The organism is Streptomyces sp. NBC_00996, from assembly GCF_045162675.1.
In the GTDB taxonomy this organism is placed as follows: domain Bacteria; phylum Actinomycetota; class Actinomycetes; order Streptomycetales; family Streptomycetaceae; genus Streptomyces.
This window is the reverse complement of record NZ_CP108723.1, coordinates 10,015,918-10,040,781: the sequence shown is the minus strand read 5'-3', so window position 1 is coordinate 10,040,781 and position 24,864 is coordinate 10,015,918. Positions and strand designations below refer to the sequence as shown.

Genomic DNA, 24,864 nt, shown 5'->3' with positions numbered 1-24,864 from the left:
GTTATCCCTTCGGGGTGGCGAGGAGGTCGACGTTGCCGTCGAACTGCCACAGCGGGTTCGGTGCGTCCCCGGTCGAGGTGCGCACCAGGAAGTAGCCGTTCACTTCCTTCGGTCCGTCGCCATCGGCCATGAATCGACCGTCTGGGGTGAGGTCGAGCTGGTAGATGGCCGTTCCTACGGCCTCGACGTCGGGCAGATGCCAGGAGATGACGCAGCGCCAGTCGTTGCCCGGGCCCTCGGCGGCGACCTTGACGCTTCCCTTGTCGCACGTCGCCGTGGCCTTCAGCTCCGCTTCTGTGACGTCGGGGCGATTGAGCTGCTCGGTCTGCAGGCGATAGAGGTGGGCGAATGCCGTGGCCACCGAGCGCTGCACCTTGTCCTGCTCGATCCCGGAGTTCGTGGCCCCGGTCGCCGCGGCGACGACCGCGACCGTCACGGCGACCAGCCCGACGAGCGGCAGGACTCCGGCGGTGACCGCGCGGCGCCCCGAGCCGTCGTAGGTCAGGTTAGTGAAGTCGCGCCGCACGAAAAGCGCGTAGGCCAGCACTGTCGCGGTCACGGCCCACAGCAGGCTGACCACGATGCCGATCAGGAGCGGGCCGAGCTGTGCCGGGCTGGTGAACAGACCGCTCCAGGCGATGAAGGCGTAGCTGGGCAGGGCGAGGCGTACGGCGACGGGCAGCGGCATCATCTGGGCGAGCTGCATCGCGAGCGCGACGAGCATCGGCAGCAGCAGTCCCATCGGGGACCGCCCCAGCGTGACGGACCCGAGCAGTCCGATCGCGGCGAGGGCCAGGGTCGGGGCGAGTACGCAGACCCAGGCGAGCAGGACCTCACCGGCCGCGGCCGCCGGGGTCAGCAAGTGGCCGTCGAGGCCTACCAGCTGCTGGTTGCCGACCGCCGCGACCCCGCCGGCCGCGCTGGAACAGGCCAGGCCGGCCACGAGCAGCAGGATGACGGTGAGGCTCGCCAGCGCCTTCGCTGCGAAGATCCGTCGAGGTGACCGGACCGCCACAAGCAGGTGGCGCCAGGTGCCGAGCCGGTCCTCGGAGGCGAACACGTCGCCGGCGACCACCGAGGTCAGCAGCGGGAGCGCCCAGGTGCCCGCGAATCCGAGCATCACCAGCGGTCCGGCCCACCCCGTGGCGTGCATCCAGCGGCCGAAGAGGGTATCGACGGGGAGCGTGCTCTGCCGGCTCACCGCGGCGACGAAGAGCGCCGGGGCGATCCAGCAGGCGAGGACCAGCAAGCGGATCCGCCATTGCGAGACCAGCTTGACCAGCTCGAAGCGGTAGCCGCGCGGAACCGAGACGCGGCGGGTTACGGCAACGTTGTCGTCCGCGATGGTCGCGGTCATCGGCCGGCCTCCTGCTCGGTGAGGGAGAGGAACGCGGCTTCGAGTGGGGACACCACGGGGGCGAGCTCGCGCAACGCGATGCCCGCGTGCACGAGCCGCACCACCAGTTCGTCGAGGGCGGGCACCAGCGCGCGCACGACGAGCACCTCGGCGTCGTGCCGTACCCCGGCGTCGTCGACGACCCGGATCCCGGCCGTGTCGGCAGCGAGCCGGCGGGCGGCCGCCGGGTCGGAGGTGAGCAGCCGGTAGTCGAGTTCACCGTTCTCGGCGGCCAGTTTGCTCAGCGGGCCGGAGAAGACGACCCGTCCGGTGGCAACGATGGTGACCTCGGCGCACAGTGCCTGGAGGTCGTCCATGCGGTGGCTGGAGAGCACGACGCTGGTGCCGTCCGCCGCGAGCCGGGTGAGGACACCGTGTACGTGTCTTTTGCCGGCCGGGTCGAGGCCGTTGGAAGGTTCGTCGAGCACGAGCAGCCGGGGCTTGGTGAGCAAGGCGGCGGCGAGCCCGAGCCGTTGACGCATGCCGAGGGAGAAGCCGCGGGCCTGGTCGTCGGCGACATCGGTGAGCCCGACCTGGTCGAGCACGTCGTCGACCCTCGCTGTCCGCGCGTCGTCGCCGCGGAGAGCGGCCAGCGCGGCAAGGTTCTGCCTGGCGGTGAGCGAGGGGTAGAGGCCGGGGCCGTCCACGAAGCCGGTGACACCGTCGGGAGCGGCGAGCGCCCGCCTGACCGGCGTACCCAGGATCTCGAGGCGGCCGCTGTCGGCGACGGCCAGGCCCAGCAGGAGACCGAGCAATGTCGTCTTGCCGGCGCCATTCGGTCCGACCAAGCCGTGGATCTGCCCCTGCGCCACATCCAGATCGACGCCGTCGAGTGCGACGACGTCGCCGAAACGCTTGGTGATCCCGCGAGCCTGGACTGCGAGGAGTGTGTCCATGAGCCCCTTCTTTCAAAACTCTCAGGGACCTTAGGGACGACACACAACGCAGGCACAGACGGCTGGTTGAACGCGCATGGAACGGATCGTCAAAGCGTCGGCAAGTCCGCGGGCACAAAACCGCCGGCATCCAGCCAGACTTGGGCAACCCTGGGAGGCACCGAGTCCGTACGAAGCACCGTGGCCCGCAATTTGACGCGCTATCGACGCGAAGCACGCCTGCGGCGCCCTGTGCGGGCGCCGCAACAGCGTCGAACGCGGCCGGTTCGGCGCCTTCCTGGCCTCCAGCACTTGCACAGCAAGGCGACCTCGAACACACCCGGCGGTGGACCGCGGACGAAGAACGCCGGCGGCCAGAACGGCAGCGCGACATCGACGCCTGGCCACCCGAGCCCGACTGGCTCATCGAGGACTGACTCGACGGGCACTCCCCCGCCGCGTACGTCCACGTCGGCGGATGCCACATGGCAGGCGAGTGCAGCAAAGGAGTCGAGCGGGACCAGGCACTCCGGGCACTCGCCGAAGGGGCGGACGCGTGCCCACAGTGCCGTCCGGACAGAGCGCGCGGGTACCTGGAGGAGGCACGCCACCGCTCGCCGGGCATGCCGTCCGCGTGCCGTCGGCGACACGCAGCATCTGCTCGGTGGCCTGAGCTGCTTCGCTATGCGGAAGCCACAACCTGGCCGGACATGACCTGGGGAGGGTTGGGGAGCAGCGAAACGAGGTTGTCCCGCACGAAAACCGCCGCCTTCTTGATTGATTCCTCGGCCCCTGCCTCACTTTCGAAGACGCTGGTCGAGAGCATGACTCCGTTCCCGGCGTCGACCCAGTAGTAGGCCAGGAGACCGGGGATCTGACGGATGAGCGGCACGAATCCCTCGTTCACCCGACGCCCGGCCTCAGCCGGATCGGTCACCCCTTCGTATCGTCTGACGGCTGCGTACACGGCTGATCTCCTCACGAGTCCGGGGCATCTGCTGCGCAGACGCCCTACCCCTGCGACCTGTGCTTCGCTCGCGCGTCGTGCGGCAATCACTGGAAGGGGCCAGCCGGTGGTCCGAATGGCGGCGTCTGCTGATGACCGGGCCGGACGGCCGGCCCAAGACGCGATGCGGCGTGCGTGGAGAGAGCTGCCGCTCGACTGGTCAAGTCCGTACTCCTTGCGATCCAGGCCGGTTGAGCACGCCCATGACAGTTACTCGGCGAAACCCGATGACCGCCGGGAGCGGCCCGGCGCAAGACGACGACTGGCCTGGCCTGGACACCGTTCCTGATCGGCCTCGGCATCGGCTGTGTGCTGCGCTGCGTGGGAGCTCGCAGCCCATCGGCGACGATGTCCCGCAACTGCCGGTCACCGGCGCCTTGTTGCTACGCCTCGAAGAGTCGACTCACGTACGGCGGGGGAAGGCGAACGGTCAGCCGGCGCATACGTCCGTCGTCGGTCATGTCGATGCCTGCGCACCTCATCCTGAGACAAGCAGTGAGGCGGGCGATGGTCCCGCCTCAGCGCTGCGTCTTTGTCGCCGGTCCATGCGGTTCCGGAGCACATGCGGCCGGGCCGGCAGAGGCAGAGGTGGACCTGCCTACGGCTCGGCGAGCACGGTCAGGGCGTCGCCCTCGCCCCGGAACCAGGGTGCCGGCACACTGCCCTGGAGCGGTGAGTCGGCCTGGCCCGAGGCATCCAGGGGGACCTGGCCGGAGATCGCGATCAGCGCACCCGAGCCGCCACGGCGTGGTGGTAGCCGTTGGCCGAAGGCATGCCCTCGGGGCGGAGGGCTGACGCACCGTCACGTCCTACCGCTCCGGGTCCCAGGCCACGAGCTGGTCGAAGAGACGGCCCGGCTGCAGCCCTCGGGCACCTCGCGCGCGGGGGCGAACACCCCGTACGAGTTCCGCAGATGATCGACGAGCCGCTCGGCGGCTGCCCAGATGCCCTCGGCCAACTCCTCGTCCAGGGACGCGTCCTGGCCCGTCGCGACGGCGATGTCCCAAGCGTGCACGGCCGCGTCCATGGCGCCCGCCGCGGCGGGCGCCATGGACGCGGCGGCAGCGGCCCCAGCGGCGTCGCCACCTCCTCGGCGCCGGCGGGCAGGGCCGCGTAGGTGTCCTCGACGTCCCGCAGCACCTTGTCGAGCGCTGCCCGTGCGCCGGCGTCCAGCAGGTCGGCCGGCTGGAAGGGGTCCGAGTCGGGCCGGCCGACGCCGGTGATCGCGGCGCCGTACGCCTGCTGATCGAGTCGCGCGTGGTTGAGCACCTGGCGTACCGTCCACTCACTGCACGGCGTCGGCGAACCCCACGCCTCCTCCGGCACAGCCGCGACCACCTCGCGCAGGTAGGTGTGCGCCCGCGTCAGCAATGCGATGCCCTCGACGTTGTCCACCCTGGTCCCCTCCTGGCGCCTGTCGGCTGATAAGGACAATCCAGGGGGCTTGCGGACAGATACGGTCCTCAATAAATACGTTCGGTACAGCTGTGGAACGGGAAAAGCCCAAGGATGCGAGAGGTACGTGAGGAATGGGCGACATCGGTCGCCCAGCTCGTGAAGCGGCACCGCGAGCCGGTGGTCGTCCAGACCATCAGGTCGACGGCCGCCGCGACGATCGCGTACGTCGTCGCTCTGCACCTCAGCCCCGAGCCCGCGCCGCTCACCGCGCCCCTCACCGCACTGCTGGTCGTGCAGGTCACCCTGTACGCCACGATCACCACCAGTATCCGGCGCGTGAACTCGGTGGTGACCGGGGTCGTCATCGCCATCGGCTTCAGCAGCCTCGTGGGTCTGACCTGGTGGAGCCTCGCCTTGATCATCCTGGCCTCGCTGGCGGTCGGGCATCTTGTACGGGTCGACGAGTTCGTGCCCGAAGTGGCGATCAGCGCCATGCTGGTCCTCGGCGTCACCCGAGTCGGCGACACGGCTTGGGCGCGGGTGGTGGAAACACTGATCGGGGCCGTCGTGGGGCTCGGCGCCAACCTCGTGTTCCCGCCTCCGGTGTGGGTGAGCGAAGCCGGTCAGTCCATCGAGGATCTGGCGCGCCGGACGCGGCAGTTGATGCTGCGGATCGGTGAGGAGGCCGCGGGCCGCACCCCCTTCCAGCTGGCGGCCGAGCGGCTGCACGAGGCGCGCCGGCTCGACCACGACATCGTCGCGGTGGACGCGGCGCTGCGGCAGGCCGAGGACAGCCTCAAACTCAACCCACGCGTGCGCGAGGGTCTGCTGTACCGGGTCGTGCTGCGCACCGGCCTCGACACGCTGGAGATCTGCACGGTGGTCCTGCGGGTTCTCGCGCGCAGCCTCACCGATCTCGCCAAGGAACGTGAACCCCAGCCGCTGTTCGAACCGCAGGCCGGGGCCACCCTGGAGCAGCTGCTGTCCGAGGTCGCAGACGCCATCGTCAGCTTCGCCGTCCTGGTGACCACCGACGTGAGCCAGAGCGCCGCGTCGGCCGAGGCACGGCTCAGCGCGGAACTCACCACGGCGGCCGCCACCCGGGACAAGCTGGCCCAGCTCTTCCTCGAAGACATCCAGCGGGACGCCCGTCAGTGGCAGCTGCACGGCGCCGTCCTGACGGAGGTCAACCGCATCATCGACGAGCTCGACACCGAGCACCGCACCCGCCGGCTCCTGGAGGAGCTGGACCGCGCCACCCGCGAAGAGCGCGAGCGCCGACCGCGTCTCACCCGTGTGCGCCGGCACCTGCGCCAGTACCTGCGCCTCCCGGATCGGCTGCGCCGCGTTCGGAACCGCCCTGCCGCTCCTCGTCGTTCTACGTGAGGAAGCGGTACAAGGGAGTAGTCCGAAGAAGTGGTCCGACGTCGGGGCATGGCCGCGGCGTCGACGACAGCGATACGACGAGGGGGCGGGCGGATGACCGAGGGCACCGTACGGATCGACGGAGACACGCTGCGGCTGCCGGGCGGGGTGCAGGTGCGGTTCAAGCGGACCCTGCGGCTGCCCGAGACCGGCACGCACGCGCTCCCTCCGGGACTGGGCGACTTCCCGATCCGGCGCGTCGAGGACTACACGGACACGGTGCCCGCCGAATGGCGGGCGCGTGGTGGCGTGATGCTGCCGGTGTATCTGCGCGAGGCCATGTGGCTGAGTTTCGCCGGGACGTCGGAGCCGGCCACCCTGCAGGTCGGCGTGGGCAAGGTGTGCGCGGTGTCGGGCAAGAAGTGGAGTTCCCGGCTCAGCCGGGACCCGCAGAACTATGTGGTGCTACCGCGCCAGCCGTGGCTCGACGGCATCAACTCCGGGAAGGGAACCGTCCGCCAGTTCGTGGCGGTGCCCCTGGGGCTGGGTGCCACCGTGGAGGGCCAGGTCACCGGCGAGGAGGTGTGGGGCGGCGTACAGCTGCAGTCCTTCCCGCTCAACGATGGGGAACTGGCCGCGTGGCGTGAGGCGGAGCGCCGCAGGGCGGAGGAGCTGACGCGCATGCCCGTGGGGGGCTACGGCGCCGCGTTCCCCATGGCAGCGGCTCCGCCCGCGCCCGGTGCCGCTCCGGCCTCCGCGGGCGCTCCGAGCGTGCCCCGCCGGAGCGCTCCGGCGATGGGCCTCGGCGTCGGCGGTTCGATGCGCCAGGAGATCTACCGGGACGACCGGCCGCTGCGGGCCTGGGCCAAGGAGCCGGCCGGGCGCGTGTTCGTCCATCTCGTGACGCCCCCGGAGTGGCGCCGTATCACCGGTGAGGCGCCCCCGCCGTCCCCGGTGGACCGTGCGGCCTACACCCGGGCCGGGCTCCCCTGGTTCGACTACTACGACCAGGACGCCACCGACCTGGCCCCGACGGACACGCTGGGCTCGGTGCAGCCGGTCGGCGACTGGCTCGGCGACGACCACGAGCCCTGGCAGCAGCCCTCGCCCCACCAGGTGAAGCCGCTCAAAGACGCACCGGGCAAGCCGGTCGAGGACGGTGACTGGTAATCGACGCCCAGCCGTTGCGTCATCTGCAACGGCTGTTGCCGTTCTTGCACTCTGTGGGTGCCGCAGGCCAAGGTGGCTGTCACAGCCGAGGCAACCGACACCCGAGGTGCAGGCATGAGCAGTGGTGCAGAACCGGCGCGAGGCTCGGGCGGCGGCTGGACCAGGCGCCGCTTCGTCGGGGCGCTGGCGGGAGCCGTCGCGGTGACGACGGTGCCGGCACCGGCCACGCCCCGGGCGGACCCCGCAGCCGCGTCCGCGACACCGACAGCGCCCCCGGCACCGACAGCAAGCCCCTCCCCCTCCCCTGCCCACCGATCCGGACCCCGCCCGCTGTACCTCGGCACGTACACCTCGGTCGACGGCGGTGGCACCGGCATCGGCCGCGCCACCTACGACCCCACGACGGGCCGGATCACCGCCGCCGGCACGATCACGGGAGTCGGCGACCCGTCGTATCTCGCGCTGCATCCGGACGGCCGCACGCTGTACGCCGTCAATGAGCGGCAGGAGGGCGGGGTGACGGCCGTCCGGCTTCCGAAGAACAAGGTGCTCGGCACCCGTGGAACCGGTGGCGCAGCGCCCTGCCATCTGTCCGTGCATCCGAGTGGGCGCTGGCTGCTGAGCGCGAACTACGGCTCGGGCAGTGTCGCCGTACACCCCATCGACGCCTCGGGCGCGCTCGGCGAGCGCACCGATCTGGTCACGCACTCCAGTCCGCCGCCCGGCCCGGGCCAGGACGGCCCGCACGCCCACCAGTTCATCACCAGCCCCGACGGCGGCCATGTACTCGCCGTCGACCTGGGCACCGATACCGTCTATACGTACCGCCTCGACCGGTCCAAGGGCACGCTCACCGAGGTCTCCCAGGCGCATACGCGGCCGGGCGCGGGCCCGCGCCATCTCACGTTCCACCCTGGCGGCCGCTACGCCTACCTCGCCCTCGAGGTCGACAACACGGTGGCGGTCTGCGCCTACGACCCGGCGACCGGGCGCCTCACTCCGGGCGAGGCGCAGTCCACGGGCACGGGTGCGGGCACGAGTTACCCCGCACAGTTCCTGGTGACGTCGAACGGGGCGTACGCCTACCTCGCCAACCGCGGCCACAACAGCCTCACGCGCTACGCGGTCGAGGCGGACGGCGCCCGTCTGAGGCTCCTGGACACCGTGCCGGTGGGCGGCGACTTCCCGCGCCACATCGCGTTCTCGCCGGACGGGCGGCTGCTGTTCGCCGCCAACCAGAAGTCGAGCACGGTCAGCGTCTTCCATGTGGACGACAAGAGCGGCGGACTCCGACTCGCGGGCGCGCCGTTCGCCTCACCCGTCGCTGTCTGTGCGCTGCCGCTGTAGGGCGCGGGGGCAGGTGGCCGCTGCGGCCTGCGCGAGCAGGACGTGCATGCGCTCCGTGAGCTCGGCGACATCGTCGGCGGGTGCGTGGAAGGGCAGGCGCACGTCGCCGTTGCCGCGCGCCCGCTCGATGCGCAGGGTGAGGCCGTGGCGGTCGACGGCGAGGGGCCGGACGCGCACCGCGCCGTGCAGGCTGTCCGGTTCGACGAGGCGGGTGAGCCGCTCGACCGCGTCCGGGTGGGCGTCGGCGAGGTGGGTCAGCAGTGTGGCCTCAGCCGTCGCGAGCGGGTCGGGCCGGGCGTCGGCGAACTCGTCGAGGTCGAGCACGACCGTCCCGGACGGTTGGCGCAGCACCGCGCGCGTCGGCCGGAACGCCAGGTGTCCGTCCTCGGGGGTGAACCAGCCGGCGAGCCACAGCCGGGCGCGGATCCGGTTGCGCAGCGGAACGGGCGCGACATCGGCGAACTCGAGGACGGCGGAGGGCTCGCCGCGCGGCGCGCAGATCGCCACTGTGAGCAGCACGCTGTCCTCCGGCACGTGCAGGAGCACCCGGCCGTCCGCGGCGACGGTGTGCGCGCCGACGAACTCCTCCCGGCCGCCCTCCGCGGTCACCGCCCAGGACCATGCCGCGGCGATTACCGAGCGGGCACGTTCCGCCGCGGCGGGCGCGGCCGTCCAGGTGTGACGGTCACCCATCAGATTCCTCCTTAGGTAAGGCTTGCCTAACCTATCGAAGATCCTGGTGCACGCCAACCACGCCTCGCCACCCCGTGAGTGCCCTGTTCAGCCTGCGTCCCGTCGATCGGGAGCCGGCTCAGGGTGTGATCGCGCCCAGCAGCGCCCGCGCGCACAGATCGCGCACCTGCTCCCGGGTCAGCTCCGCCCCTCTGAGCCACTCCAGGCACACGGCCGTGGTGAAGGCCAGCCATCCCCGGACGGCGATCCGGAGTTCGGGGCGGTCCTCCGGCGCCCAGCCGAGCTCGGGGTCCGCGGCGAGCGCCTCGAGTATCTGCCGCTCCTGGGCGGCCAGCGCCTGCCGATAGACCTTGCGCACGGCCTGGTCGCCCGCCGCGTCGGCGCGATGGAAGGCGCGGAAGCCGTGCGCGTGCTCCTCGACGTATCCGAGGAAGGTGTCGAGGCCCGCGCCGAGCTGCTCACGGACCGGAATTCCGGGCACAGCCGCGGTCATCCGCAGCATCCTCTTGCTCTCACGCTCGACGACGGCCGCGAAGAAGTCCCGTTTCGTCGGAAAGTAGTGATAGAGCAGCCCGCGCGAGACTCCGGCGATCTCGGCGACCTGCTCGATCCACACGTCGTCGTACGGGCTCTCCGAGAACAGGCAGGCCCCGACCGACAGCAACTGCTCCCGGCGCTCCTCGGTGCTGAGCCGCCGACGCGGGCGCTCCCCCTGTTTCCCGGCCATGCCCGCACTCTACTTGACGTGGGTTCAACAACGGGACGAGACTGAAAAGCGTTATTGAACCCGCGTACAACAGATTCGACCTGCCCCAGGCACGAAGGAGATGGCGTCATGGCGGAGACGACAGTGGCCGCACTGCCCAAGGGCTTCCGGAGCGCGGAGCTGGGCTGGCCGGAGCTGCATCGCATTCCGCATCCACCGCGTCGTGTCCCGCTGATCGGCGATGTGCTCGGCGTCAATGTCCGTTCGCCGGTCCAGGACTCGATGCGCTTCGGCCGCGCGCTCGGGCCGATCTTCCGGCGCAAGGCCTTCGGCAAGGAGATCGTCTTCGCCTGGGGCGCGGATCTCGCGGCCGAGCTGGCGGACGAGTCGCGGTTCGCGAAGCATGTGGGCCTGGGGGTCGCCAATCTCCGGCCGGTGGCCGGGGACGGCCTGTTCACTGCGTACAACCACGAGCCCAACTGGCAGCTGGCGCACGACGTCCTGGCCCCCGGCTTCAGCCGTGAGGCCATGGAGGGCTACCACCCGATGATGTTGGACGTGACCGAGCGGCTGACGGACCGCTGGGACCGGGGGCAGGCGGCGGGGCGCAGCGTGGACGTGGCCGGCGACATGACGAAGCTGACGTTGGAGACGATCGCCCGGACCGGCTTCGGGCATGACTTCGGTTCCTTCGAGCGCTCCCGGCCGCATCCCTTCGTGAACGCGATGGTGGGCACCCTGACGTACGCGCAGCGCCTCAACGCCGTGCCCGCGCCGCTCGCTCCGCTGCTCATGCGCGGCGCCGCCCGCCGCAACGAGTCGGACATGGCGTATCTCAATCGCACGGTCGACGCGGTGGTGCGGTCCCGCCAATCCTCAAGCGGGGACGGGGACTTGCTCGACCGGATGCTGGAGACCGCCCACCCGGACACCGGGGAACGACTGGCGCCGGAGAACATCCGCCGCCAGGTCATCACCTTCCTGATCGCCGGCCACGAGACGACGTCCGGGGCGCTCTCCTTCGCCCTGCACTACCTCTCCCGGCACCCGGACGTCGCCGAGCGCGCCCGGGACGAGGTCGAGCGCGTCTGGGGCGACACGGACCGGCCCGGCTACGACCAGGTCGCCAAGCTGCGCTATGTCCGCCGGGTCCTCGACGAGTCGCTGCGGCTGTGGCCGACGGCTCCGGGCTTCGCTCGCGAGGCCCGGCAGGACACCGTGCTGGGCGGCGTCCACCCCATGCGCCAGGGAGCCTGGGCGCTGGTCCTGGCGGCGATGCTGCACCGGGATCCGCAGGTGTGGGGCGCCGATGCCGAGGAGTTCGACCCGGACCACTTCGACGCGAAGGCGGTGCGGGCCCGGCCCGCGCACACCTTCAAGCCGTTCGGCACCGGGGCGCGGGCCTGCATCGGGCGCCAGTTCGCGCTGCACGAGGCGACGCTGGTCCTCGGGCTGCTGCTGCGCCGCTATGAGCTGCGGGCCGACCCGGACTACCGGCTGCGGGTGACCGAGCGGCTGACGCTGATGCCGGAGGGGCTGCGCCTGCACCTCGAACGCCGCGCGCCGGCCCCGGACTCAGTGCGGCCCCGCCCAGTGGCCCGGACGGGTGACTGACTCCGGCAGCCTGGTGCCGGCGCTCCCCCGGGCCGCGTTCAGCTGGGGCTGGGTCAGGAAGAAGGCACCGGTCAGATCGGCGTCCGTGAGGTCGGTGTCGCGCAGGTCGGCGCCGATCAGGTCCGCGCCGCGCAGATCGGCGCCGGTCAGATCGGCGGCGATGAGGTAGGCGCCGCGCAGGTCGGCGCCGCGCAGGTCGGCGCCCTTGAGACGGGCACCCATGAGGTCGGCGCCGCGACGGTCCTTGGGACGGCCCTTCTTTCCGCGGCCGGCTCCCGCGCGCACGAGTTCACTGGTGCGCAGCAGCAGCACATTGACCTCCTGCCGGTGCGCGGCCACGTCCAACTCCGCGAGCCCTTCGGGGGTTTGGCGGGTGAGCCGCTCCGTCGTGCCGAGGGCGCGGCGGACGTCGTCGTGTACCGGGCGGGCGGCGGGAAGCGTCAGCGCCTCGTTCAGGTACCAGAGCAGTTCATGGAGCCGGCGTACGACCGCAAACACGTCGAACATCTGCCGGGCGTGCTCCCGTGAGCCCGACCGCCAGTCCGCACCTCCGAAGGTGACCTGGGAGACCTTCTGCCCGGCGCCGAAGCAGTCGTACACCGTGCAGCCCGTGAAGCCCTTCTGCCGCAGCCGCGTGTGGATGCCGCACCGGAAGTCGGTCTCCAGGTTCGGGCAGGGCTTCCCGGCGTCCTTGTCGATGGCGAAGTCCGCCGAGCGTGCGAAGGGCAGAGCGACACAGCACAGCCCGAAGCACGATCCGCAGTCGGCCCGCAGATCGAGGAGCCGACCCTGGACTGTTCCGCTGTCTTCTTGCATGACCCCAGCGTACTGAGCCGGGAGGGGCGGCCTGAACTGGGCCGACGCATTGGTCCCTACCATTGTCGGGGTGATCCTTGCCCGCTCCGGCATCCGCTGGAAGGAGCGATCCGAAGGTGGCACGGCGGGACGACTGTGGACCGAGCAGGGCGTCACCACGGCGGCAAAAATCGGGTGCCCCGCAGGGCTGCCGCCGCTACGGTGAACCCTGTTCAGGTGCGCAGGTTGCGGCTACTTCTCCTCTCAAGAGAGCAACGCGGGTTCGAATCCCGCCGCCGGCCCAGGCCGGTGTCGTCCAGTGGCCCAGGACGCTTACGTTGCCGCCGCCGATCCCGATCTCTGAACACCCGGTCGCGAGCCGCTCACCACGGGGGATCCAGGTGGGCGGCTTCGTCCGTCTTACCGGCCGGCTCAGCCCGCCGCACCCGAGCACGCCGTACGGCCCGACCGGCGGCCACTGTAGCCGCCGGCGGCACTGGACGATGCCTTGTGCCGTTGACTCCCGCGCTAGTGCCGCGGCAGGCAACGTTTGCGCGTCAAGGAGCGGCGTCCAGTGCGTGCTCTGGGGGTCCCCCCGGGCCGAAGGCTGGGGGAGTGCCTGCCGGAAGCCCTCGTACTGGACGTACTTGGGCTTTCGGCCAACACCCTGGTGGTGGACGGTGCGAACTGGCAGCGCAGGGGGGCGTCAGCCCGCCGGTTCTACCGGTGCGGGACCAGCTCGAGCGAGGGCCCTTCACCGGCTGAAGGTCAGACGCCCAGCTCCCCGAGGTCGAGCCGCGCGAGCCGCTCCGGGTCGGCCAGGATGTGCAGGGCGACGATCTTCCCGTCGGCGACGGTGACACCCATGACCGACATGGGCTGTCCGTCGATGGTGGCGACGACGCCCACCTCGCCGTTGACCAGCACGAGCCGCGAGGACGCCGCGAACCGCGCGAAGGTGAGCGCCTGTCGAGCGACGGCCGCCGCGCCACGGACCACCTTGGAGGCGGCCGCTCCGCCGACGAGCGGGCCGGAGTCGGCGCGCAGCACGACGTCGGGGTCGAGGACGGAGACGAGGGCCTCGAAGTCCCCGCCGCGCGAGGCCGCGAGGAACGCGTCGAGGACCTGCTTCTGCCGGGTGACGTCGCGCTCGGGCTCCGGCGCGGCTCCCTGCACCCGGCGGCGGGCCCGGCTGGCGAGCTGGCGGGTCGCGGCGGAGGAACGGCCGACGACGGGCGCGATGTCGTCGAAGGGCACCGCGAACATGTCGTGCAGCACGAACGCGAGCCGCTCGGCGGGTTCCAGAGTCTCCAGGACCACGAGGAGGGCGAGCCCGACCGAATCGGCCAGCAGCACCTCCTGCTCGGGGTCGATCCGCGCCAGGGGACTGACGACCGGGTCCGGGACGAAGGAGTCCATGGGCTCCTCACGGCGTGACGTGCGCGAGCGCAGCATGTCCAGGCACACCCGGCCGACCACGGTGGTCAGCCAGCCTCCGAGGTTCCTGACCTCGTCGGCGTCGGTGCGGCTGAGCTTCAGCCAGGCCTCCTGGACAGCGTCGTCCGCCTCGCCGAGCGAACCGAGCATCCGGTAGGCCACCGCTCTCAACTGGCCGCGGTGTGCTTCGAACCGGTCCGCGAGGAGTTCACTGTCGTGCATCGGTCCCCCATCCTCCGTCGTGCAGAACAGTGACCGATCAAAACATGCCGGTCACTTCCCCTGGAAGCGAGGCACGCGGCGGGCGCCTTTCGCCCCGTATCCCTCGCGCGATTCGTCCGAGGTCAGGGTCTAGCGGGGGCTCGGAGATCTCAGACCTCGTCGCGCGTCAACGCCAGCAACCGGTCCAGTACACGCGGCCCCCCGGCCCGTACACCGTCGTGCTCGAACTCGTCCGTCACCCAGGTGCGCAGCCCCCGGATGGCGCGCGCGGTGCGCAGGGAGTGCTCGGCGTCGACGTACATGTCGTCGTGGTAGACCGCCGCGGCGACCGGCACCTCGTTGGCGGCGAGGCGGGCGGGGTCGTACAGCGGCCGCCAGTCGGACCGGGCGGCCAGTTCCTCGGCCGTCTCGCGCAGGGGGCGCAGCGCCGGGTCGGTCTCGAACGTCCAGGGGTGCACGGACTCGCCGGTGAACAGCAGCGGTCCGTCGTCCGTGAGGGCTTTGGCCGCGTCGAACTGCGGGAACTCGGCGCGTACCCGTTCGGCGGACCAGGCGGTGGGACGGTCGCCCTGGGCGTAGCAGGCCTCGTGGACGAGCGCGTACAGGGGGTGGCCCGCGTACGAGAGGAGGCCCTGGACGTCCTCCTGGAAGGCATCGGAGAGGGCCGGACCCTGCGGGGCGCGGACGAAGGCCTCCTCCAGGAGGTAGTGCAGCCGGTGGCTGCCCTCGCTGCCGCCGAGGACGATGCCGAGCGACTGAAAGGCCTCGACGGTCAGGCGGTAGCCGCTATTGAGGACCGGCTCGTGCTGCAGGAGGTACTCCGCGATCTGGCGGGCCCGCTCGACGTCCTGCGGATAGCGCGCGTAGTGCGCGGCGACCTTGCGCTCGATGCGGGGATACGCCGCGCGGTAGACGTCGTCGGCGTGCCCGTCGAGCGAGGGCAGGCCGCCGGTGATGACGGCGGCGCGCAGCCCCTGCGGCGCGGTGGACAGGTAGTGCACCGTGCAGAAGCCGCCGAAGCTCTGGCCGAGTACGGTCCAGGGGGCGCCGCCGGTGAGCCGGGGCCGGATGGCCTCGCAGTCGCGGACGATGGAGTCGGCGCGGAAGTGCGCGAGGTAGTCGGCCTGTTCGCGCGGGCCGCCGCGCAGCGGAAGAGTCTGCCGGTTGGCGGGCGTGGAGTGGCCGGTGCCGCGCTGGTCGAGGAGCAGCACCCGGAACTCCGTCAGCGCGCGGCCGAGCCAGGCCTGCTTGCCGACGAAGCGGTTGGCGCCGAAGCCAGGGCCGCCTTGGAGGTAGACCAGCCAGGGGAGGTCCTGCTGTGCCTTGTCGCTCGCGACGACCTCGCGGGCGAAGAGCTCGATGCTCTCCCCCGCCGGGTCGTCGTGGTCGAGGGGCACGGTGAAGCGGTGGTCGGTGAGGACGACACCGGGCTGGTGGTAGCTGACGGTCAACAGGGCTCCCGAGACGAACGGATTCCAGGCTGCGTCCCAGTTGAGCACATGTTCCGCAGGCTGCGGCGCCCGGGATCAAGAAAATCTACTGAACAGCGGCTCAGCCCGCCCTGTCGACAGGAACTGAACAGCCGCTCAGCGCGCCCCGCCGGCAGGAACTGAACAGTCGCTCAGCGCGCCGACAGACTGGAGCGGCGCACCACCAGTTCCGGCTGAAGCACGACCCGCTGGTGTTCGTGCGGCGCGGGCGTGGTCTCCGTCCCGATCTCCTCCAGGAGCAGTTCGGCGGCGAGGGCGCCCATGGTCACGGCGGGCTGACGTACGGAGGTGAGCGGGACGGCCGCGGCGGCCGCGAACTCGATGTCGTCGTAGCCGACGATCGCGAGGTCGTCGGGCACGTCGACCCCCGCCGCGTACATGGCCTGCAGGACGCCGAGCGCGAGCAGGTCGTTGGCACAGAAGACGGCGGTCGGGCGCTCGGCGAGACCGAGGAGCCGGGCCCCGGCGTCGCGCCCCGCGGCCACGTCGAGACGCTCGGTGGGCAGCTCGCGCAGGCTGTCCGGGCCGAGCCCCGCCTCGGCCAGGGCGTTCAGGGCGCCCGTGCGGCGGTCCCTGACCTGGTTCAGCCCGGGCGGCCCGCTGACGTAGGCGATGGAACGGTGACCGGCGTCCACGAGGTGCCGTACGGCCAGCGCGCCGCCCGCCACGTCGTCGACCGAGACCGAACACTCGGTGGTGCCATCGGCTACCCGGTCGACCAGCACGAAGGGAATGCCGTTGCGGCGGAACGCCTCGATGTTGCGCCCGCTCGCGTCGGTGGGCGTCAGCAGCACTCCGCGCACTCGCTGCTCGGCGAAGAGCGACAGATAGTCGGCCTCCTCGCTCGAACTCTGCGCGCTGTTGCAGACCATCACGCCGAGCCCGGCGTCCCGCGCGGCGCGCTCGGCGCCGCGCGCCACGTCCACGAAGAACGGGTTGCCCATGTCGAGGACGAGCAGGCCCATGATCCGGCTGCGCCCCGCCCGCAGCTGACGCGCCGACTCGCTGCGCACGTAGCCGAGCCGGTCGATCGCGGACAGCACGCGGGCCCGAGTCCCGGAGGCGACTGTGTCGGGGCGGTTGATCACGTTCGACACCGTGCCGACGGAGACTCCGGCGGCACGGGCGACGTCCTTGATACCCACCGACTGGGCCATCAGGCGGGAACCTCCAGGGGAACGAGAAGCGGCAGGCAGGCCATCACATTACCCGCGCCAGGGGCGAAGCCGATGCTCATGCGGGCAGCCGGAAGTCGACGACATGGAGCGGCGAGGGCGTCGTACCGCTGGACTTCTCCTGGTACATGAACGAGAGAATTCCATCCTGCGAGACCCGGGTCTCATCGATCACGACCTCGCCGAAGGCGTTCAGAGCGCTGCCGTCGTACAGCAGCGTCCAGTCGGTGTACCCGGAGGACTTCGAGGCGCCGGCGATCCGGCCGAACGGCATGATCGCGTAGGCGTTGTCGTACGTGTCGAGGACCAGCTTGGTGCGCTGGCTGGAGTTCAGGGCGACCGGGATCTCGGTCTTGGTCCAGGTGCCCGAGGAGTTCTTGCGGACGTGGAAGGCGCGGCCGTTGGTCGTCCGGTCGGTGACGTAGTTGGTGGTGCACTGGCCGAAGCGGCCGGGCACGTAGCTGATGATCGCGTGCGGCAGGCCGGTGGAGTCGGTGGCCTGGCTCTCCTGGTTCATGAGGGAGTGGTCGGGGTTGAGGGAGTCGACGACGAGTCCCGCGTCGGTGACGGCGACCGTGTCCGAGCTTCCGGTGGTGCCGACCAGGGTGCCCGCGTCGTTGCGCCAGGTGCGGCCGCGGTCGGTGGAGTAGACGTAGCCCGTGTCGTGATTGGTGATGCCGCCGCTGTTGCACATCACGGCGCCGTTCTGCTCACGCCAGGTGAAGAAGGAGTGCAGTCGGCCGTTGATGTCGTAGTCGATGCCGTGCAGATACATGTTGCGGGCGGTGCTGGAGCCGTGCGAGCTGGCGTACGTCCCGGTGGAGCTGGACCACTCGCCGAGCGCGGTCCAGGACGAACCGTCGTACTCCGCCAGGGCGTTGCGACCGTTTCCGGAGATCCCGACGCGATAGCTGAGCTGGAGCCTGCCTTCCGGGGTCGAGACGAACTGCGGGTAGGTGAACTGCGTCGTGAGCGCGAGCCCGTCGAGGGTGGTCCGTACGGCGCCGAAGACCGCCGACGTCCACGCCGGGGCGTTGTCGAGCAGCCCGGCCATCGACTTCACGTAGAAGAAGCCGTCGCTGTGCGAGTCCATGTTGAGGTGCAGCCGGCCGTCGGTCCTCGATACGCCCATGGAGATCACGTTGTGCGAGTCGGAGCTCTTGAGCTGGTGGGCGAGAGTGACCGTGGACCAGCTGGACGCGCCGAGCGCCCGGCGGGCGACGACGGCGCTGCGGTCCGTGGTGTACCAGGCCGCGTACTGGTAGCCCTTGTAGGTCAACAGCCCGTTCTTCTGGAACGAGTTGTTGTTGACCAGGCCGTCGTAGGACACGAAGAACAGGGTCTGGGCGTCGAGTTGAGTGGTGCCGGTCAATGTGACGGACGGGCCGGGGTCGGCCGCCCGCGCCGTACCGGCTCCCAGACCGGGGCCGGCCACCGCGCCCAGCAGTGCCGTCGTGAGCAGTGTGCGTCGTCTCATCGTGCGGAGCTCCTGGTCAGGCGAGGTGGAAGACTTCGGTGAGGGGCTTCAGGGCCTCGTCGGGTCTGGCGCCGTCCAGTGACTCGAAGAACGGCGCCATCTCCGTCTGCCAACGGGCATTGATGTCGGTTGCCTCCATGCCGGCCTGTGCGGCCGCGAAGTCCTCGGTCTCCAAGTAGCCGACCAGCAGGCCGTCCTCGCGCAGGAACAGCGAGTAGTTGTGCCAGCCGGTGGCCGAGAGCGCTTGCAGCATCTCGGGCCACACGGCGGCGTGCCGCTCGCGGTACTCGTCGAGGCGATCCGCACGGACCTTCAGCAGAAAGCACACCCGCTGCATCAAAGACCCTCCGGGGTCTGGAAGCCGAACTGCCAGTGGTCGAACCGTCAGAAGTTGAACTGGTCGATGTTCTTCGCGTTGAAGACGGTCGGCTTGCCCAGGTTGATCACGCCGTCCTTGCCGATGGTGAAGGAGCCCATGTCACCGGCCTTGAAGGTCTCGCCCTCCTTGCCGGTGATCTGCCCGGAGGACAGCGCCACGGCGGTACGCGCGGCCAGCTCGCCGAGCTTCGCCGGGTCCCAGAGCTCGAAGCCCTCGACGGTGCCGTTCTTGACGTACTTGCGCATGTCGTTGGGGGTGCCGAGGCCGGTCAGCTTGACCTTGCCCTTGTACTTCGAGCCGGACAGATACTGGGCGGCCGCCTTGATGCCGACGGTGGTCGGGGAGATGATCCCCTTGAGGTTCGGGTGCTCCTGGAGCAGGCCCTGGGTCTGCTGGAAGGACTGCTGGGCGTCGTCGTTGCCGTATGCGACCTTGACCAGCTTGATGTTCTTGTACTTGGGGTCCTTCAGCTCGTCCTTCATGAAGTCGATCCAGGTGTTCTGGTTCGTCGCGGTCTGCGCGGCGGACAGGATCGCGATCTCCCCCTTGTAGCCGATCTGTTCGGCGAGCTTGTAGCCGATCTGTTCGGCGAGCAGTTGCACCTCGGTGCGGCCCAGGTCCTCGGCGCTGGCCTGCGAGACGAAGGCGTTGCGGCAGTCGGTCCTGGTGTCGGAGTCGTAGGTGACGACCTTGATCTTGTTCGTCATGGCCTGCTTGAGCGCGGTGCACAGGGCGCCCGGGTCCTGTGCGGATACCGCCATCGCGTCGACCTGCTGCTGGGTGAGCGTGTTGACGTAACTCACCTGGCCGGAGGTGTCGGTGGCACTGCTCGGGCCGACCTCCTTGTACTTGGACCCCAGCTCCGTCAGGGCCTTCTCGCCGCCCTTGTCGGCGGAGGTGAAGTACGGGTTGTTGACCTGCTTGGGCAGGAAGCCGACGGTCAGGCCCTTCTTGGTGGCGGCGTTGGGGTCGGCCTTGCCGGCGGCGGCGTTGGACCCGCCCGAGTCCTTGACGTCGTTCTTGGTGGTGCCGCCGCAGGCGGTGGCGGCCAGGGCGAGCGAGGTGACGGCGGCGAGCGCCGCGCAGGTACGGCGGATCGATGACTTGCGCATGACGGAAGGTCCTTTACGACGGGGAGCGGAGGGAGTTACAGGGCGGGCACGGGTGGGAGTCACGACGCCGGAGTCGAGGCGGCTCTGCGGCCCGCCCTCGTTACGGAGATCTGCCGCGCGACCCGGGGGCCGAGTACGGAGACGACGAGCAGCACGCCGGTGACGACGATCTGCGACTGCGCGGAGACGTTCAGCAGGCTCATCACGTTCTGCAGCGCGCCGAGCAGGAACACTCCCGCGATCGCGCCGCCGAGCGTGCCCTTGCCGCCGTCGAAGTCGATGCCGCCGAGCAGCACGGCCGCGACGACGGAGAGTTCGAGGCCGGTGGCGTTGTCGTAGCGGGCGCTGGCGTAGTGCAGCGCCCAGAACACGCCGGTCAGGGCGGCCATGAAGCCGGTGGCGACGAACAGGAACAGCTTCTGCCGCTTGACGCGGATGCCGGCGAATCGCGCGGCCTCCTCGTTCGCGCCGATCGCGAAGGCCGAGCGCCCGAACGCGGTGGCGTGCAGGACGACCACCGCGATGGCGAGCAGTACCAGGAAGGGCAGGAAGGCCTGCGGGAGGAAGGTGTTCCCGATGCGTCCGGCGGCGAAGTCCTGGTACTGGGTGGGGAAGTCGGTCACCGCGTCCGAGCCGAGCACGATCTGCGCGATGCCCCGGTAGGCGGCGAGCGTGCCGATGGTGACGGCGAGGGACGGCAGCCCCAGCCGGGTCACGAGCAGGCCGTTGACCAGCCCGCACACCACGCCCAGGAGCAGACACAGCGGAATGATCGTCTCGATCGACATGCCCTGGTTCCACAGGGCGCCCATCACCGAACCGGACAGTCCTGCGGTGGACGCGACCGAGAGGTCGATCTCGCCGGCCACCACGAGCAGCGTCATCGGCAGGGCGATCAGCGCGATCGGCAGCGTGTTGCCGATCAGGAACGAGAGGTTGAGGGCGTTGCCGAAGCCGTCTACGAAGCCGAAGGAGAACAGCAGCAGGACGATGAGGAGGGCGCCGACGACCGTGTCCCAGCGGACGGCGCGCGCGAGGGGCGAGTCAGCCATGGCGGGCGTTCCTCTTCTTCAGTGCGGAGGCCACGCGCAGCGCGACGACCCGGTCGACCGCGATGGCGAGGATGAGCAGGATGCCGTTGATGGCGAGCACCCAGACGGAGCTGACGCCGAGGGCGGGCAGCACGCTGTTGATGGAGGTGAGCAGCAGCGCGCCGAGCGCGGCGCCGTAGACGCTGCCGGAGCCGCCGGTGAAGACGACACCGCCGACCACGACCGCACTGACGACGGTCAGTTCGTAGCCGTTGCTCGTGCCGGAGTCGACGTTGCCGAAACGGGCGAGATACATGGCGCCCGCGAGCCCGGCGAGGCCCCCGCAGACCACGTACGCGGTCAGGATCCGCTTGCGGACGGGGATGCCGGCGAGCCGCGCGGCCTCCGGGTTGGAGCCGAGCGCGTACAGCTCGCGGCCGCTGCCGAAGTGCTTGAGGTAGTACGCGGTGACCAGCAGCACCGCCAGCGCGATCAGCGCGAGATACGGGACGGCCGAGATGCCGCCGGAGCCGAAGTCGACGAAGCTGCCCGGGAGGTCGGCCGCGGTGATCTGCCGGGAGCCGACCCAGATGGAGTCGATGCCGCGGATGATGTAGAGCGTGCCGAGGGTGACGACGAGCGCGGGTACCTGACCGAGGCTGACGAGCAGCCCGTTCACCAGTCCGCAGCCGATGCCGAGCAGCACCGCGAGGAAGACGGCGACGACGGGGTTTCCGCCGCCCTGCAGATAGATGCCGGCGGCGAAGGCGCTGATGCCGAGCGTCGAGCCGACCGACAGATCGACGTTCCGGGTGATCACGACCAGCGACTGACCCGTGGCGACCAGCACCAGGATGGTCGCGTTCAGCAGCAGGTCCTTGATGCCCTGTTCGGAAAGGAACTGGCTGTTGCCCATCTGGGTGGTGGCGATCATCACCAGGAAGACGACGAGGATGGCGAGTTCGCGCATCTTGAAGACGCGGTCCACCAGCCGGGTGCCGCTCGACTTGGGCACCTCGGCGGCGGGGGCGGGGTTGGGTGCGGTCACCGTCATGCGGCGGCCCTCTCAATGATCGTGGTGGTCATGCGACGGCCCTCCCGGTGGCTGCGGCCATCACGGTTTCCTCGGTCGCTTCGGAGCGTGGGATCTCGGCGGTGAGCCGCCCCTCGTGCATGACGAGCACGCGGTCCGCCATGCCGAGGATCTCGGGCAGATCGGAGGAGATCATCAGGACGGCCACCCCGTCGGCGGCCAACTCGCTGAGCAGCCGGTGCACCTCGGCCTTCGTACCGACGTCGATGCCGCGGGTCGGCTCGTCGACGATGAGTACCTTGGGGCCGGTGGCGAGCCACTTGGCGAGGACGACCTTCTGCTGGTTGCCGCCGGAGAGCGTGGAGACGGTGTCGGCGATCCGGGCGTACTTCACCTGGAGCTTGACCGCCCAGTCGAGGGAGCGGCTGCGTTCGGCGCCGCGGTCCATCAGGCCCGCCTTGACCGTCGTACGCAGCCCGGTCAGGCCGATGTTGCGCTCGATGGACATGTCCATCACGAGGCCCTGGGCGCGCCGGTCCTCCGGGACGAGGGCGAGCCCGGCGGCCATGGCCGTCGAGGGCGCGCCGTTGGTCAGTGTCCTGCCGTCGACTTCGACCTCACCGGCGTCCCAGCGGTCGACGCCGAAGACGGCCCGGGCGACCTCCGTGCGCCCGGCGCCCACCAGCCCGGCGAGACCGACGATCTCGCCGCGCCGGACGTCGAAGGAGACGTCCGTGAAGACGCCCTCGCGGGTCAGGCGGCGCACGCTCAGTGCGACCGAGCCCGCCTCGACCTCCTGCTTGGGGTACAGCTCGTCGAGGTCGCGGCCGACCATCCGGCGTACGAGGTCGTCCTCGGTCATGCCGTCCAGCGGTTCGCTGGCGATCCAGGCACCGTCGCGCAGCGTCGTGACCCGCTGGCAGATCCGGAAGATCTCCTCCAGGCGGTGCGAGATGAACAGCACCGCCGAGCCCTGCTCGCGCAGGGTGCGGACGACGCCGAAGAGGCGGGCCACCTCACTGCCGGTGAGGGCGGCGGTCGGCTCGTCCATGATCAGGACGCGGGCGTCGAAGGAGAGCGCCTTGGCGATCTCGACGATCTGCTGGTCGGCGATGGACAGGCCGCGCGCCGGACGGTCGGGGTCGAGTTCGACTCCGAGGCGCTTCATCAGGGCGGCGGTCGCGGCGTGGGTGGCCTTGTGGTCGATGCGGCCGAGGGCCCGCCGGGGCTGGCGGCCCATGAAGATGTTCTCGGCGATCGACAGGTCGGGGAAGAGTGTGGGCTCCTGGTAGATCACCGCGATGCCCGCGTCGCGGGCGTCGGCGGGACCGTGGAAGACGGTGGGTTCGCCGTCCAGCAGCACCTGACCGGCGTCCGGTCGGTGCACGCCGGCGAGCGTCTTGATGAGGGTCGACTTGCCCGCGCCGTTCTCTCCGGCGAGTGCGTGCACTTCGCCGGGAAACAGTTCCAGGGACACGTCCCGCAAGGCACGTACGGCGCCGAAGGACTTCGAGATGTCCTTGAGCGCCAGCACGGGGGCCGGACCCGTATCGGACGGGTGGGTCATGGGAGCTCCTCAACGACGCGGGCTGAAGGCCCCACGACGTCGTGAAAGGTTTCAACTAGGTTGCCGGGACGTTAGGCACGCAGCCCAGGTCACGTCAATGGGTACGGGTCGAAATTTTCGATAGCCAAAGGTCACAACCGAGTCACGGAGAGCGGTCTTCGCATGGGGGCTTGACAGCCCTACGGGCGGCTCATAGCTTCGGCCTGCTGAATCGTTTCAGACTGAACTCTTCAAGAAGTCCTTTTCAGAACCGAAGTCGTAGGAGCCCCGAAGTGACCGAGCTCGCCGCGGTGAAGACCGCGCTCAAGACCCAGGCCGTCGAGACGCCGTCATGGGCGTACGGGAATTCGGGGACCCGATTCAAGGTGTTCGCTCAGCCTGGAGTGCCGCGCACGCCTCAGGAGAAACTCGACGACGCCGCGCAGGTGAACGCCTACACGGGTGCCGCGCCGACCGTCGCGCTGCACATCCCCTGGGACAAGGCCGACGACTACGCGGCGCTCGCGAAGCACGCGCAGGAGCGCGGCCTGAAGCTGGGCACGATCAACTCCAACACCTTCCAGGACGACGACTACAAGCTGGGCTCCATCTGCCATCCGGACGCCGCGGTGCGCCGCAAGGCTCTTGATCACCTGTTCGAGTGTGTCGACATCATGGACGCGACGGGGTCCAAGGACCTGAAACTGTGGTTCGCGGACGGCACGAACTATCCCGGCCAGGACGACATCCGTGAGCGCCAGGACCGGCTCGCCGAGGGGCTGGCGCTCGTGTACGAGCGGCTCGGTGACGACCAGCGGATGCTCCTGGAGTACAAGTTCTTCGAGCCCGCCTTCTACACGACGGACGTCCCCGACTGGGGCACGGCGTACGCGCACTGCCTCAAGCTCGGCCCCAAGGCCCAGGTCGTCGTCGACACCGGGCACCACGCCCCCGGCACCAACATCGAGTTCATCGTCGCCACGCTGCTGCGCGAGCGGAAACTCGGGGGCTTCGACTTCAACTCCCGCTTCTACGCCGACGACGACCTGATGGTCGGCGCCGCCGACCCCTTCCAGCTGTTCCGGATCATGTACGAGGTGATCCGGGGCGGCGGCTTCACGCCGGGCGTGGCGTTCATGCTCGACCAGTGCCACAACATCGAGGCGAAGATCCCGGCGATCATTCGTTCGGTCATGAACGTCCAGGAGGCCACGGCCAAGGCTCTCCTCGTCGATCGCGCCGCGCTCGCCGAGGCCCAGCGGAGCGGGGACGTGCTGGCCGCGAACGCCGTGGTCATGGATGCCTACAACACCGACGTGCGGCCGTTGCTGGCCCAGGTGCGCTCCGAGCTCGGGCTGGACCCCGATCCGGTCGCCGCGTACCACCGGTCCGGCCACGCGGACAAGATCGCCTCCGAGCGGGTGGGTGGGCAGCAGGCGGGTTGGGGGGCGTGACTGCTGGGTCACGTCTGCCCGATGCGGCCGGTCGCGGGCTGCGGCCCTAGTGGGCCGGCCGCGCCCACGCGGCGGAGCCGCACAGGTCACGGCCCCGCACCCCTGAGGCGCGCTCCCTTGAGCCCCCTTTACACGTACACACT

21 protein-coding genes, 1 tRNA gene and 1 pseudogene are annotated in these 24,864 nt (G+C 70.2%); 7 read left to right on the top strand and 16 right to left on the bottom strand.

Features of this window, described 5'->3' with window-relative positions:
- Position 1 precedes the first annotated feature (1 nt).
- Complete coding sequence (locus tag OG390_RS46455) at positions 2 to 1,357, bottom strand: ABC transporter permease (RefSeq protein ID WP_406176503.1); 1,356 nt, start codon at positions 1,355 to 1,357, stop codon at positions 2 to 4.
- Positions 1,354 to 2,292 carry an ABC transporter ATP-binding protein gene (locus OG390_RS46450; RefSeq protein ID WP_406176502.1) on the bottom strand — a complete coding sequence of 313 codons (939 nt, stop codon included), beginning with the start codon at positions 2,290 to 2,292 and terminating at the stop codon, positions 1,354 to 1,356. The genes OG390_RS46455 and OG390_RS46450 overlap by 4 nt, the downstream gene beginning before the upstream one ends.
- A 434-nt stretch (positions 2,293 to 2,726) precedes the next feature.
- Between OG390_RS46450 and OG390_RS46445 the strand changes: the two are divergent.
- Positions 2,727 to 2,843, top strand: a pseudogene (locus tag OG390_RS46445) (DUF6233 domain-containing protein); the annotation flags it as partial.
- A gap of 110 nt (positions 2,844 to 2,953) precedes the next feature.
- Here the strand turns inward: OG390_RS46445 and OG390_RS46440 are convergent.
- Entirely contained in the window at positions 2,954 to 3,208 is a 255-nt protein-coding gene (locus OG390_RS46440; RefSeq protein ID WP_399086656.1) for a hypothetical protein, read from the bottom strand.
- Positions 3,209 to 4,000: 792 nt separating this feature from the next.
- Positions 4,001 to 4,603 (bottom strand): maleylpyruvate isomerase N-terminal domain-containing protein, encoded by a 603-nt coding sequence (locus OG390_RS46435; protein WP_406178270.1) that lies wholly within the window; start codon positions 4,601 to 4,603, stop codon positions 4,001 to 4,003.
- 183 nt (positions 4,604 to 4,786) lie between these two features.
- Here OG390_RS46435 and OG390_RS46430 point away from each other — a divergent pair, with 183 nt between their 5' ends.
- The 3 genes from OG390_RS46430 to OG390_RS46420 all read left to right on the top strand — a co-directional run bounded on the left by OG390_RS46430 (position 4,787) and on the right by OG390_RS46420 (position 8,557).
- A complete protein-coding gene (locus tag OG390_RS46430) occupies positions 4,787 to 6,061 on the top strand; it encodes an FUSC family protein (protein WP_406176500.1) in 1,275 nt (424 codons plus the stop codon).
- 93 nt (positions 6,062 to 6,154) lie between these two features.
- On the top strand, positions 6,155 to 7,210 hold the full coding sequence (locus tag OG390_RS46425; protein WP_406176499.1) for a hypothetical protein: 1,056 nt from the start codon (positions 6,155 to 6,157) through the stop codon (positions 7,208 to 7,210).
- A gap of 114 nt (positions 7,211 to 7,324) precedes the next feature.
- A complete protein-coding gene (locus OG390_RS46420) occupies positions 7,325 to 8,557 on the top strand; it encodes a lactonase family protein (protein ID WP_406176497.1) in 1,233 nt (410 codons plus the stop codon).
- Here the strand turns inward: OG390_RS46420 and OG390_RS46415 are convergent.
- Entirely contained in the window at positions 8,525 to 9,250 is a 726-nt protein-coding gene (locus tag OG390_RS46415) for a DUF2470 domain-containing protein (RefSeq protein ID WP_406176495.1), read from the bottom strand. The two genes, OG390_RS46420 and OG390_RS46415, sit on opposite strands and share 33 nt — an antisense overlap.
- A 118-nt stretch (positions 9,251 to 9,368) precedes the next feature.
- The gene (locus OG390_RS46410) at positions 9,369 to 9,977 is read right to left on the bottom strand and encodes a TetR/AcrR family transcriptional regulator (RefSeq protein ID WP_406176493.1); all 609 of its coding nucleotides are present in this window, start codon (positions 9,975 to 9,977) and stop codon (positions 9,369 to 9,371) included.
- 108 nt (positions 9,978 to 10,085) lie between these two features.
- Between OG390_RS46410 and OG390_RS46405 the strand changes: the two genes are divergently transcribed.
- Complete coding sequence (locus OG390_RS46405) at positions 10,086 to 11,570, top strand: cytochrome P450 (protein WP_406176491.1); 1,485 nt, start codon at positions 10,086 to 10,088, stop codon at positions 11,568 to 11,570.
- On the opposite strand, the gene OG390_RS46400 is transcribed toward OG390_RS46405, so the two are convergent.
- Positions 11,532 to 12,386 (bottom strand): pentapeptide repeat-containing protein, encoded by an 855-nt coding sequence (locus OG390_RS46400; protein ID WP_406176489.1) that lies wholly within the window; start codon positions 12,384 to 12,386, stop codon positions 11,532 to 11,534. The genes OG390_RS46405 and OG390_RS46400 overlap by 39 nt on opposite strands.
- 184 nt (positions 12,387 to 12,570) lie before the next feature.
- Here OG390_RS46400 and OG390_RS46395 point away from each other — a divergent pair.
- Positions 12,571 to 12,669 (top strand) — tRNA-Glu (locus OG390_RS46395).
- A 464-nt stretch (positions 12,670 to 13,133) separates the two neighbouring features.
- On the opposite strand, the gene sigJ is transcribed toward OG390_RS46395, so the two are convergent.
- From sigJ to OG390_RS46350, 9 genes are all read right to left on the bottom strand, one after another.
- The gene (sigJ, locus tag OG390_RS46390) at positions 13,134 to 14,024 is read right to left on the bottom strand and encodes an RNA polymerase sigma factor SigJ (protein ID WP_406176488.1); all 891 of its coding nucleotides are present in this window, start codon (positions 14,022 to 14,024) and stop codon (positions 13,134 to 13,136) included.
- Positions 14,025 to 14,173: 149 nt separating this feature from the next.
- The gene (locus OG390_RS46385) at positions 14,174 to 15,475 is read right to left on the bottom strand and encodes an alpha/beta fold hydrolase (RefSeq protein ID WP_406176486.1); all 1,302 of its coding nucleotides are present in this window, start codon (positions 15,473 to 15,475) and stop codon (positions 14,174 to 14,176) included.
- A gap of 170 nt (positions 15,476 to 15,645) precedes the next feature.
- The gene (locus OG390_RS46380) at positions 15,646 to 16,671 is read right to left on the bottom strand and encodes a LacI family DNA-binding transcriptional regulator (RefSeq protein WP_406176484.1); all 1,026 of its coding nucleotides are present in this window, start codon (positions 16,669 to 16,671) and stop codon (positions 15,646 to 15,648) included.
- A gap of 76 nt (positions 16,672 to 16,747) precedes the next feature.
- Entirely contained in the window at positions 16,748 to 18,166 is a 1,419-nt protein-coding gene (locus tag OG390_RS46375) for a BNR repeat-containing protein (RefSeq protein ID WP_406176483.1), read from the bottom strand.
- Positions 18,167 to 18,182: 16 nt separating this feature from the next.
- Positions 18,183 to 18,503: an L-rhamnose mutarotase gene (locus OG390_RS46370; protein ID WP_406176481.1), complete on the bottom strand. Its 321-nt coding sequence runs from the start codon at positions 18,501 to 18,503 to the stop codon at positions 18,183 to 18,185.
- 47 nt (positions 18,504 to 18,550) lie between these two features.
- Positions 18,551 to 19,657 (bottom strand): rhamnose ABC transporter substrate-binding protein, encoded by a 1,107-nt coding sequence (gene rhaS / locus OG390_RS46365; RefSeq protein WP_406176480.1) that lies wholly within the window; start codon positions 19,655 to 19,657, stop codon positions 18,551 to 18,553.
- A 59-nt stretch (positions 19,658 to 19,716) separates the two neighbouring features.
- The gene (locus OG390_RS46360; protein ID WP_406176478.1) at positions 19,717 to 20,709 is read right to left on the bottom strand and encodes an ABC transporter permease; all 993 of its coding nucleotides are present in this window, start codon (positions 20,707 to 20,709) and stop codon (positions 19,717 to 19,719) included.
- Positions 20,702 to 21,742, bottom strand: a complete 1,041-nt coding sequence (locus OG390_RS46355; RefSeq protein ID WP_406176476.1) for an ABC transporter permease — start codon at positions 21,740 to 21,742, stop codon at positions 20,702 to 20,704. Before OG390_RS46355 ends, OG390_RS46360 begins: the two co-directional genes overlap by 8 nt.
- A gap of 28 nt (positions 21,743 to 21,770) precedes the next feature.
- Entirely contained in the window at positions 21,771 to 23,288 is a 1,518-nt protein-coding gene (locus OG390_RS46350) for a sugar ABC transporter ATP-binding protein (RefSeq protein ID WP_406176474.1), read from the bottom strand.
- A 272-nt stretch (positions 23,289 to 23,560) separates the two neighbouring features.
- Here OG390_RS46350 and rhaI point away from each other — a divergent pair, with 272 nt between their 5' ends.
- On the top strand, positions 23,561 to 24,721 hold the full coding sequence (gene rhaI, locus OG390_RS46345; RefSeq protein WP_406176472.1) for an L-rhamnose isomerase: 1,161 nt from the start codon (positions 23,561 to 23,563) through the stop codon (positions 24,719 to 24,721).
- Positions 24,722 to 24,864: the final 143 nt, after the last annotated feature.

Coding starts and splice junctions, on each gene's coding strand:
- OG390_RS46380 (WP_406176484.1), bottom strand. CDS start 16,671: ATGGCCCAGTCGGTGGGTATCAAGGACGTCGCCCGTGCCGCCGGAGTC.
- OG390_RS46375 (WP_406176483.1), bottom strand. CDS start 18,166: ATGAGACGACGCACACTGCTCACGACGGCACTGCTGGGCGCGGTGGCC.
- rhaS (WP_406176480.1), bottom strand. CDS start 19,657: ATGCGCAAGTCATCGATCCGCCGTACCTGCGCGGCGCTCGCCGCCGTC.
- OG390_RS46420 (WP_406176497.1), top strand. CDS start 7,325: ATGAGCAGTGGTGCAGAACCGGCGCGAGGCTCGGGCGGCGGCTGGACC.
- OG390_RS46455 (WP_406176503.1), bottom strand. CDS start 1,357: ATGACCGCGACCATCGCGGACGACAACGTTGCCGTAACCCGCCGCGTC.
- sigJ (WP_406176488.1), bottom strand. CDS start 14,024: ATGCACGACAGTGAACTCCTCGCGGACCGGTTCGAAGCACACCGCGGC.
- OG390_RS46425 (WP_406176499.1), top strand. CDS start 6,155: ATGACCGAGGGCACCGTACGGATCGACGGAGACACGCTGCGGCTGCCG.
- OG390_RS46405 (WP_406176491.1), top strand. CDS start 10,086: ATGGCGGAGACGACAGTGGCCGCACTGCCCAAGGGCTTCCGGAGCGCG.
- OG390_RS46400 (WP_406176489.1), bottom strand. CDS start 12,386: ATGCAAGAAGACAGCGGAACAGTCCAGGGTCGGCTCCTCGATCTGCGG.
- OG390_RS46450 (WP_406176502.1), bottom strand. CDS start 2,292: ATGGACACACTCCTCGCAGTCCAGGCTCGCGGGATCACCAAGCGTTTC.
- OG390_RS46360 (WP_406176478.1), bottom strand. CDS start 20,709: ATGGCTGACTCGCCCCTCGCGCGCGCCGTCCGCTGGGACACGGTCGTC.
- OG390_RS46350 (WP_406176474.1), bottom strand. CDS start 23,288: ATGACCCACCCGTCCGATACGGGTCCGGCCCCCGTGCTGGCGCTCAAG.
- OG390_RS46430 (WP_406176500.1), top strand. CDS start 4,787: ATGCGAGAGGTACGTGAGGAATGGGCGACATCGGTCGCCCAGCTCGTG.
- OG390_RS46415 (WP_406176495.1), bottom strand. CDS start 9,250: ATGGGTGACCGTCACACCTGGACGGCCGCGCCCGCCGCGGCGGAACGT.
- OG390_RS46370 (WP_406176481.1), bottom strand. CDS start 18,503: ATGCAGCGGGTGTGCTTTCTGCTGAAGGTCCGTGCGGATCGCCTCGAC.
- OG390_RS46410 (WP_406176493.1), bottom strand. CDS start 9,977: ATGGCCGGGAAACAGGGGGAGCGCCCGCGTCGGCGGCTCAGCACCGAG.
- OG390_RS46355 (WP_406176476.1), bottom strand. CDS start 21,742: ATGACGGTGACCGCACCCAACCCCGCCCCCGCCGCCGAGGTGCCCAAG.